The 7,719-nt window shown below is 55.1% G+C and carries 12 protein-coding genes; 7 read left to right on the forward strand and 5 right to left on the reverse strand.

Annotated features, from left to right (window positions below):
* Nucleotides 1-112: 112 nt before the first annotated feature.
* Nucleotides 113-238, forward strand: coding sequence for a hypothetical protein (locus AC19YR_RS24290; protein ID WP_268241200.1), 126 nt, complete (start codon nt 113-115; stop codon nt 236-238).
* A gap of 332 nt (nt 239-570) precedes the next feature.
* Here AC19YR_RS24290 and AC19YR_RS24295 read toward each other — a convergent pair whose 3' ends face one another.
* The 4 genes from AC19YR_RS24295 to AC19YR_RS24310 form a co-directional block, all read right to left on the reverse strand.
* The gene (locus AC19YR_RS24295; protein ID WP_500600402.1) at nt 571-975 is read right to left on the reverse strand and encodes a hypothetical protein; all 405 of its coding nucleotides are present in this window, start codon (nt 973-975) and stop codon (nt 571-573) included.
* Nucleotides 976-1,051: 76 nt separating this feature from the next.
* Nucleotides 1,052-1,624: a hypothetical protein gene (locus AC19YR_RS24300; RefSeq protein WP_500600403.1), complete on the reverse strand. Its 573-nt coding sequence runs from the start codon at nt 1,622-1,624 to the stop codon at nt 1,052-1,054.
* Between the two features lie 9 nt (nt 1,625-1,633).
* Entirely contained in the window at nt 1,634-1,804 is a 171-nt protein-coding gene (locus tag AC19YR_RS24305) for a hypothetical protein (RefSeq protein WP_500600404.1), read from the reverse strand.
* A gap of 237 nt (nt 1,805-2,041) precedes the next feature.
* A complete protein-coding gene (locus AC19YR_RS24310) occupies nt 2,042-2,878 on the reverse strand; it encodes a replication initiation protein (RefSeq protein ID WP_500600405.1) in 837 nt (278 codons plus the stop codon).
* Nucleotides 2,879-3,611: 733 nt separating this feature from the next.
* Here AC19YR_RS24310 and AC19YR_RS24315 point away from each other — a divergent pair.
* The 5 genes from AC19YR_RS24315 (at nt 3,612) to AC19YR_RS24335 (ending at nt 5,420) form a co-directional block, all read left to right on the forward strand.
* Nucleotides 3,612-3,941, forward strand: coding sequence for a type II toxin-antitoxin system RelB/DinJ family antitoxin (locus AC19YR_RS24315; protein WP_195788186.1), 330 nt, complete (start codon nt 3,612-3,614; stop codon nt 3,939-3,941).
* Nucleotides 3,868-4,188: a type II toxin-antitoxin system YafQ family toxin gene (locus tag AC19YR_RS24320; protein ID WP_195788188.1), complete on the forward strand. Its 321-nt coding sequence runs from the start codon at nt 3,868-3,870 to the stop codon at nt 4,186-4,188. Before AC19YR_RS24315 ends, AC19YR_RS24320 begins: the two co-directional genes overlap by 74 nt.
* Nucleotides 4,189-4,254: 66 nt before the next feature.
* Nucleotides 4,255-4,572, forward strand: a complete 318-nt coding sequence (locus AC19YR_RS24325) for a hypothetical protein (RefSeq protein WP_195788190.1) — start codon at nt 4,255-4,257, stop codon at nt 4,570-4,572.
* A 267-nt stretch (nt 4,573-4,839) separates the two neighbouring features.
* Nucleotides 4,840-5,181, forward strand: a complete 342-nt coding sequence (locus AC19YR_RS24330) for a helix-turn-helix domain-containing protein (protein ID WP_195788192.1) — start codon at nt 4,840-4,842, stop codon at nt 5,179-5,181.
* Nucleotides 5,181-5,420 carry a hypothetical protein gene (locus tag AC19YR_RS24335; RefSeq protein ID WP_195788194.1) on the forward strand — a complete coding sequence of 80 codons (240 nt, stop codon included), beginning with the start codon at nt 5,181-5,183 and terminating at the stop codon, nt 5,418-5,420. Before AC19YR_RS24330 ends, AC19YR_RS24335 begins: the two co-directional genes overlap by 1 nt.
* Before the next feature lie 2 nt (nt 5,421-5,422).
* On the opposite strand, the gene AC19YR_RS24340 is transcribed toward AC19YR_RS24335, so the two are convergent.
* The gene (locus AC19YR_RS24340) at nt 5,423-5,575 is read right to left on the reverse strand and encodes a hypothetical protein (RefSeq protein WP_195788196.1); all 153 of its coding nucleotides are present in this window, start codon (nt 5,573-5,575) and stop codon (nt 5,423-5,425) included.
* 1,479 nt (nt 5,576-7,054) lie between these two features.
* Between AC19YR_RS24340 and AC19YR_RS24345 the strand changes: the two genes are divergently transcribed.
* Complete coding sequence (locus tag AC19YR_RS24345) at nt 7,055-7,708, forward strand: hypothetical protein (protein WP_195788198.1); 654 nt, start codon at nt 7,055-7,057, stop codon at nt 7,706-7,708.
* The last annotated feature ends 11 nt before the right edge of the window (nt 7,709-7,719 follow it).

Consider the following 7,719-nt stretch of genomic DNA (forward strand, 5'->3'; position numbering starts at 1 on the left):
GGCGGCGGCTGCGTAAAGGTGAACTGCCGGCCCTTCCCACGTTTCTGCCGTACATCAAGCGACTGCCCGACGACTGGCTACCGGTGCCCAGGGCTACCGGAATGGAGCAACCATGAACGCATTCATGCAGGAATTCACCAAGGCCGCCCGTGAGGCCCCCCGGCTGTACTTTGCGCCGCTGGTTTGGGTGGCGCGGAGAATCAAGCGCCTTGTCCGCCGCCCGGCGAAGCGAGGCTGAGTGCGTACGGGCGTTCTCTGGCAGTGATCTGCGTTTCTCCCCCGGAAGCGCGGCGATTCATTAACGATGGCACATTTCACCAGTGTTCTGTCGCTCGCCAGTGTTCTGCCGCTACGCTCCTGGGATATTTCTAATATGGGTCATGAGCGTCGGGGGCCCCGGAAATGCTAGGCCACGTCCTGTTGTAAACCTCTTTTTTGCTTTGTTAACCACGGTGATTAACAAGGCAAAAAAGAGGTTTACAGAGAAAACCACGGCGATCCTCTAACGATGGCACATTTCATCCGGTCGCCACGTTGGAGCCCTGTACATCAAGGTTTTCCGCTTTTGCCTCAGTCGTCCAACGCGCTGAACAGGGTGGCCCATGTGGCGGGCTCTTGAGGCTTTGAAGGGACGGTCGCTTGCGGTTGTGTTGGCACAATCTCGGGTTTGTGTTCGAGCAAGCGCATCGTCTCGCGCAATTCTCGGACTTCTTCGCGCAACAAACGCAGCTCTTCCAGGAGGGGGTGTAGGGCATCGAAAAGAGGTGTAGGGGAGGTGTCTGGCGATGGTGTAGGGGAGTGTCGGGCGGAGCCAGGTGGCTCACCGTAAACCCGGATCATTTCAGACAGGTCGATGACCTTCTGCCCTTTGCCGTCGAGACCAGCAGTCACGCGACCCTTGGCTACGGCTTCATGCAGTGTTGAACGGTGCAAACCATAGAGATTTGCCATGCGGCCGATGGTTAATTTTGCCATGTAGGGCAGTGTCGGGTTCTGTCTGTAGGGTACCCGTCACTTTAGCATTCTTGATATGTGCTCATTGGCGACAGCGCTAGAGGTAGATGTCTTTATACATCAGCACCGTTGCGGGTGGTTCAGGAGGTCCCTTGCGGGGCTTCTGGACTGTACGAATACATTCAATGAACCCCTGCTTCTCGTAGAAAGCTAGAGTTCTACGCCGATTGACAGCATTCACCGTGATCAGCCGCACTGCTGCCTGTGTAGTGAATACAGAACCTACGATTAACTTGATTAGGTGTGCACCTAGGCCAGCAGATTGAATGTGTTCGGTGACTGCTAATTTCGTCAGCTTTACTGCTGGGAAAAATAAGAGAGGTGCCTCGAATGGTAGGCCTAGCTCCGTGAGCTCTACCCCCTCCAACCTTAGGCTATCGCTCGAAAGACTATAGAACCCCACCAAATTGGCAGCCGAAACTTCCTTGTTGAAAACGAGGTAAGTGAAGGTCAAACCGTGCTGTTGATAGGGCAGTGCCTCTTCAGCCAAAAAGGCGTTGAGCTCGTGGTCGCCACAGTCAAATTCTTGGATCAGGTCGCTGAGTTCGTCCTGATCGTCAAGCTCAGAAGCAGGGACGATTACTAAATCGTCAAAGTTCTCTAGAGGCACTGCTTAGCGTTAGCGAGTAGAAGATGCTCTGGAAAACGCTTTTTGAGCCATTGAGGCGTATTGCTTCAGGCTTTCTTTGCGTTCAGCAGACAGGCCCACATTGCAGATTTGCTTAACCAGGGCACGACTTGCCTCAATCGACAGAGTTGAAGATGACTCGATCATTGGTTTAGCAGCCATGATAGGAACCCCATAAACATAGAAAAACCACTTCGATGAGTGGTTAGAGATAGGTGAGCAATTAGCTCACGTCAATGTTATAGCAGAAGCGGAAATCGCGTGTTGACAAAAAAACAGCTCATCCGTACCCTACGAAACGCGTTTCGTAGGGTACGGATGAGCTGTTTTTCTGGTTTCACTGAAATAGCCGATTTTGTCCATTTTTTTGGTTTATCGGTCCTTAACCAACCTTAACAATCAAAGGTCCATTGGGATCTGGTTTAAGCGCGTTCGCGCAGCCTCCCATGACTCACCTGGACGTGCTTGCCGTGCAATGTCCTGATCCGTCAGTTTCTTCCCACCATTTCGTTTTTCTGTGGTCTTCCTGACGGCTTTGATCGGTTTCCTTTTCAGGGTGTAATCGAATATCAGGTGCGTGACCTTGCGCCCGGTCTTGCGTTGGCTCCAGGTTAAGGTCAGGGGGCTGTGCTCATTGATTTGCTCGACAGACGGATCGATAACCCAGCGCTTGAAATCCTTGATTGAGGGGTAGCGATCTTCCAGCTGTAGCCAGCGACGTAGGTCGTCTACGGCAATCTCGCGATGGCCATCAGGCCATTGAACCAGCAGCTCGTATAGGCGGATGCCGTGAGCGCTAGTCATTCTGGCCACATCGGATAACGCGTAGCGCGTGAACTCACGCTGTAGGCCGGTCAGGTAGGGGAGAATATCCTTGCCAAAGCGCATCTCAATACGGCCTTCTTGGTCGATGTAATCGACAGTCTGCACCCATACGGTGACCCGGCGACGCTTAGAACGGATAGTGACACCATCAGGCTCTAGCAGCAGGCTCACGCGGCGAGTTTGCAGTCGTTCAGCGGCGCTCTGAAGGTCGCGATAGGCTGTCTTTGGATCGGTACCGCAGAGCTGCGCTATTTCTGCAGCGGTAACGCTGTAAAGCACAGCATCAGTGACAGGCTGATCTCGACGCACCTGGCTGATTGCGGACAGGATGACGCGTTGTTCTGCAACGCTTAGGCGGTAGGATGCCTCAATGATGTGGTTCGATTTCACTATCTGCAAATCAGTATCCATACCGCACCCGCGAGTTATTTAGGGAGGATATTATTTACCTCCCCTTAAACCGTCAATCCCTCCCTTTTAAACCGTCAATCCCTCCCTTTTAAACCGTCAATCCCTCCCTTTTAAACCGTCAATCCCTCCCTTTTACAAGGCTGCAGGTCCCGTAGTTCGGGTGTTCCAGCGCGTCTAAAAGTAAAAAGTAAAAAGTAAAAATAGGATTCGCGTCATTCCGGTGACTTGCTCCCCTCCAGTGAGCGAAGCGAAGGAGGTGGGTAACTGTCCCAGACAACATGGTGGGATTCTTTGCCACTAACGACGTAAAGCGCCGGCCGGCCTTTGGCCGCCACACTTATGCTGTTTAAAACGATAAATGGTGTATTTACTACCGTGTTAAGCAGGATCAGGCGCCGTTCCAGTCGCTGTGCGCCCTACAAACACCGCAAACGACCTTTAGACAATGGAAGGGCGCTTCGCTCCTTCACGGCGCTGGCTCCGCCCTGCGCGCTACGCTTGCACGCAATCAGTTCACGATTGAACCCAGCTAGCGCATAACCTGAATCACCGTCAGCGGCAGGGTTACAGTCAGCGGTGGTGGTGGGGTTAGCAGGGGGATGTCATCAAGCCCAGTCCTCTCGGGGTTTAGCTGCGAAATGTGATTAGCAGATGGTTGCTCTTTTTTGATCAACCGTTAATAATGGTTTATGTAGTAACGATGTAGCTACAAAACTAGCTGAGAGGTGATACCATGGCCGCATTACTGAAAACCACCGACGTGCGTTGCCGCATCGAGGAGGACTTGAAGGAACACGCCACGGACATTCTCAAGGCCTGTGGCTTGAGCGTCAGCGACGCGATGCGCCTTTTCCTCCGTCAGGTCGTGGCAACTCAAGGCCTGCCCTTCGAGGTGCGGGTTCCTTCGGAGAAAACCGCCCGAGCTCTGGCCCAGGCGCGCGAGATCCGTAGTCGGTTCGATTCGATTGACGAGCTGTTTAAGGATCTAGATGGCGAAGAAGCCCCCAAAGCCGGCAAACGAAAAGCGGGCGCAGCTGCCCAAGCGCACCGACCGCACGCCTGAGTTCAAGAAATCCTGGGAGCGTTACAACCGCGCAGGCCGGCATGACATGCACGAGCTGCGCGAGGTGATGACGCTCCTCTGGATGGGCGAGCCTCTGCCGAAGGAATACCTGGATCACGAGCTGACCGGCGACTGGGCCGGCTACCGCGAATGCCATATCCGCGGCGACTTCTTGCTGATCTACCAGGTGACAAAAGAGGACGTGATTTTCGTCGAGCTTGGCAGCCATGCCGAGCTGTTTAAATAGGGCTCCGAAAGGAACACGTCTGCCGGGCTAACCGAATGCGCGTGACTAACCGAGAAGGAATCCTGCATGAGTCAAATCAACACGGAACGCACCTACACAATCATCGGCCGCGACAGGGCAGAAGCACGGTTTTCAGTTTTCCCAACCGGATCGTTGCAGATCGACTTGCTCCATACCTTGTGCCACTTCCGGGCACCATGCAACGCGTTGCGCTTTGAGTCGCATCGGGTGGCCGGGAGCATCGACGCCGTGGACATTACCTACACGTCAGACGATAAGGCGTCCGTGTTCTGGACTGTGACCATTGCGGCGAGCGACGCCGCCGAGTTGCAAAGCATTATCGAGGCCTCGGCCGAGTCCTTAAAGAAACTCTTCGGCGAGTGATCCTGCCTGCGCATAACGGGGCATTCGTTCAATTGCCCCCCACAAAAAAGCCCACGCCGGTGGGCTTTTTTGTGCCTGATGGACGCCAGTAGGTGGGGTAGTGGTCTACCAAGAGCGTTGGGTGTGGTTTTGAAGTTTTAAAAGGTGCGTAAAAAATAAAAAAACAAACATTATTTGTCACCTTGACACTTGTTTTGACTTGTTTAGAATTGGCTTTATCACCAGTTAAGTGACTAATTAGACAGCTAACCACTTAGGAAGACGCCTGTGAACGCATCTAAAGCCATCAGCAATACCCGTTACCATGAAGAGTTGCGCCGCGCCCGTATCCAACGCGGTCTGACCCAGGAGCAAGTCGCCGAAGGCTCCGGGATCTCCAAGACCATGGTTCAGCGTTATGAAACCGAGCCGGGTAAAAGTCATCACGCTCGTCCTAGCGAAGCGACGGCGATGAAAATCGAGGCGTACCTACAACGCGTGAAACCCTTGAGCGAGGCTGCGGTGGAGGTAGAAGAGATGGCAGATCTTCTCCAGGGTGTGTCGCTGGATGACCTGATCGAGGAGATCAAGCGCCGCGGCTTCCAGCTCACTTTGCAGTCAGTCGCGTAATGCGGACTGGCATTCATGAAGATGCGCTGCGCGCCATGCTCGAGGGGGGAGCGGTGCGCGAAGTGCTCGTCAGCCGACACGGTGATAAATGGGGGTTGGCCATTCGCTTGGGCGGTGATGGCTCACGCTGGCTGCCGGTGCGCTCGCGGCGCGAAGCGCTGCGCACCTGGGCCAGCTTGACCGCTGTGGGCCGGTTTGCCGAAGCCCAAGGCATCAAGGGCTTTGCCGTCGAGCTGTAGTCTCACGTCAGCCTGCACAGGGCCGGTGCCAAGATGATTTGGCAGGCTGATGTCGATTCCATCAAATGGAATACCAGGTGCAGCAGATCGAGCAGCAGGGAGGCCATGACGTTGACCAGGGTGTCGTACAAAAACGCTTTGGTGTGAACCATCATTTGAGATGTCCGCTGTGATGAGTGGACACCTATGTAATATCGATAAGACCTGTGTCACCACCACCGCTTAAAAAATTTCTCACGTCCCAAGATGGGATTTTTTATAAAAAAACCCCTCTCGGTCATGCCGGAGGGGTTTTGTATGGTTTAAAAATAAGTGCCCGAACAATGCGCCTGACACTCTCCGCTCTGCACGATTGCAGCTTTACTAATTTGGGAGCCCGGAACGGTCCGGAAATTGTTCAATCACAGGGGGCTTTGAAACAGCACCCACCACCGCATTTAACCTCGCCTGAGACTAGAAATCCGTTTGACAAAAAACATCTCCAAGGAGACGCCTTATGGTCAAGGTCTAGTCCCATGGTTGGTTTCATTGCGGCTCCAGCTCAGCCCGTTTAAGGCGAGTGAGCTCCTGGCGTCTAAGCCATAAGTCGCGAAATTTCGCGTTTTGAGCAATCCGCTCGTTAGTCATGAGGTCTCACCGGTTCCCTGCAGAACCACGCGTATCCATCTCCAAACAAGGTCGGGCTGCCAAGCCCGACCACGCCACACAACACACACACGTCACAACACACGCTGTCGCCTTTCGGTCCCCGTCCCACCACTGCCAGGTGAGCAGGTCGGATCAACCCTACTGAGCAACGCTCCCACGCTTTTGCCTACCTTGGTGCCATCCGAGGTCAACGGCAGTCAGCGCTTCCCGTGTTAGATCACCGCTACTGCGCGGTGTTACGCCTGCCAGCTCCACTACACATGCTTGGGTCAACGACCCTACCCACCTTGCGGCGGTTTCAGCGGCCCGAGGTTCCAAAGCGGCTCGCCTACTACATGTGCGCTTCGTCGCTGCCTAACTAGTCCAGGGCTATCACCCCCTGGGCCACAGGCTTAACACTACTCCACATAGCCCCCTGCATGGGGGCATTTACACGCTTGAGCTATCCAGCGAGCCCCGGTTTCCCAAGGTCCCGGAGAGTCCAGGTTTCCCCTCGTCTCCCTGCCGTATTTCGACGGCCTCAGCAGCCTACGTGTGTGGAACGCGTCACCCCCTTTCGGTAGGTCCCGCGTCCGGGGCTTTCACCCGGTTTCACCGTGACCAGGACCGACAGGCATTGCCTCCCGTCGTCCGTGTCCACGTCGCCCAACGTCGTCCCCAAGGGGATTGGGTCGAAAGGGGCATTGCAGCCCCTAGCGCCCGTTGCAGCATGGCGAGCCCCATTACGGGCACCACGCTACGGCGTGCTGGTTAGCGTTGGCACGCTAACTTCAGCGACGTGTGTGTGTTGTCGGGGGATTGGCGGCCCCCCTATTTTGCAGAGGGTGGCGTCCTCCCCGTTCAGCACGGTCAAGTCGTAATGCCCTACAGCGGCGTGTAATTCCCCCTACCTCAGGAACCTCTAGTTATTAGGTTCCGCCAATCCCATCATTGAACGTCTGAAAGATCCTTGTAGAATGTATTAGGTCTCTTTATTAGGTATCGGTATGCACGTCCACTACCAGCACCGTTTTGTGTTGATGCAGCGTGTCCAGGACGCGGTCATCGATGGTTATGACCGTTACCAACAAATCGCCTGCAGCCCTGAAAAGGCAGCGCAGCTCGCACGGCAATTCGCAGCGCGGTACGAGACCGAGATCAGCAAACAATCGCGCTGGCGACGCAAACGTAGCGGTCTGGCCTGTGCGAAGTTTTTGTCGCTCAGGGAGGCCGCGCTCACTGAGGTGCATGCGCTTCTGATGGTGACGAGTGAAGGTGCAGGCTCAGTGCAGAGCGAACCGCTTCACGACCCTGCGAAACGGCGGATTCAGTTATGGGGGTATGAGCTGGTCCACGACGGTGTTGGCTGGTCCTGGCACTACACGGCGGACAGCATGAAGCAGTGGCGTACCCGGATTCACAAGGCGATCGCCGTCGACAACCAGGTGCAGTTGCTGACGATCGTGCGCAGCCTTTTCCGCTCGGCCGGTTTCCGGCTGGTGCGCAAACAGGTGGGGGAGCTGATAAATTATCTGAGAGGGGAATGGCGGCGGCTGCGTAAAGGTGAACTGCCGGCCCTTCCCACGTTTCTGCCGTACATCAAGCGACTGCCCGACGACTGGCTACCGGTGCCCAGGGCTACCGGAATGGAGCAACCATGAACGCATTCATG

This window comes from Pseudomonas sp. MF08817, assembly GCF_059862705.1.

Bases quoted from the DNA above. Each gene is read 5' to 3' on its own strand.
- AC19YR_RS24295 (WP_500600402.1), bottom strand. From the start codon at position 975: ATGGCAAAATTAACCATCGGCCGCATGGCAAATCTCTATGGTTTGCAC.
- AC19YR_RS24305 (WP_500600404.1), bottom strand. From the start codon at position 1,804: ATGGCTGCTAAACCAATGATCGAGTCATCTTCAACTCTGTCGATTGAG.
- AC19YR_RS24315 (WP_195788186.1), top strand. From the start codon at position 3,612: ATGGCCGCATTACTGAAAACCACCGACGTGCGTTGCCGCATCGAGGAG.
- AC19YR_RS24320 (WP_195788188.1), top strand. From the start codon at position 3,868: ATGGCGAAGAAGCCCCCAAAGCCGGCAAACGAAAAGCGGGCGCAGCTG.
- AC19YR_RS24310 (WP_500600405.1), bottom strand. From the start codon at position 2,878: ATGGATACTGATTTGCAGATAGTGAAATCGAACCACATCATTGAGGCA.
- AC19YR_RS24325 (WP_195788190.1), top strand. From the start codon at position 4,255: ATGAGTCAAATCAACACGGAACGCACCTACACAATCATCGGCCGCGAC.
- AC19YR_RS24290 (WP_268241200.1), top strand. From the start codon at position 113: ATGAACGCATTCATGCAGGAATTCACCAAGGCCGCCCGTGAGGCCCCC.
- AC19YR_RS24345 (WP_195788198.1), top strand. From the start codon at position 7,055: ATGCACGTCCACTACCAGCACCGTTTTGTGTTGATGCAGCGTGTCCAG.
- AC19YR_RS24340 (WP_195788196.1), bottom strand. From the start codon at position 5,575: ATGATGGTTCACACCAAAGCGTTTTTGTACGACACCCTGGTCAACGTC.
- AC19YR_RS24335 (WP_195788194.1), top strand. From the start codon at position 5,181: ATGCGGACTGGCATTCATGAAGATGCGCTGCGCGCCATGCTCGAGGGG.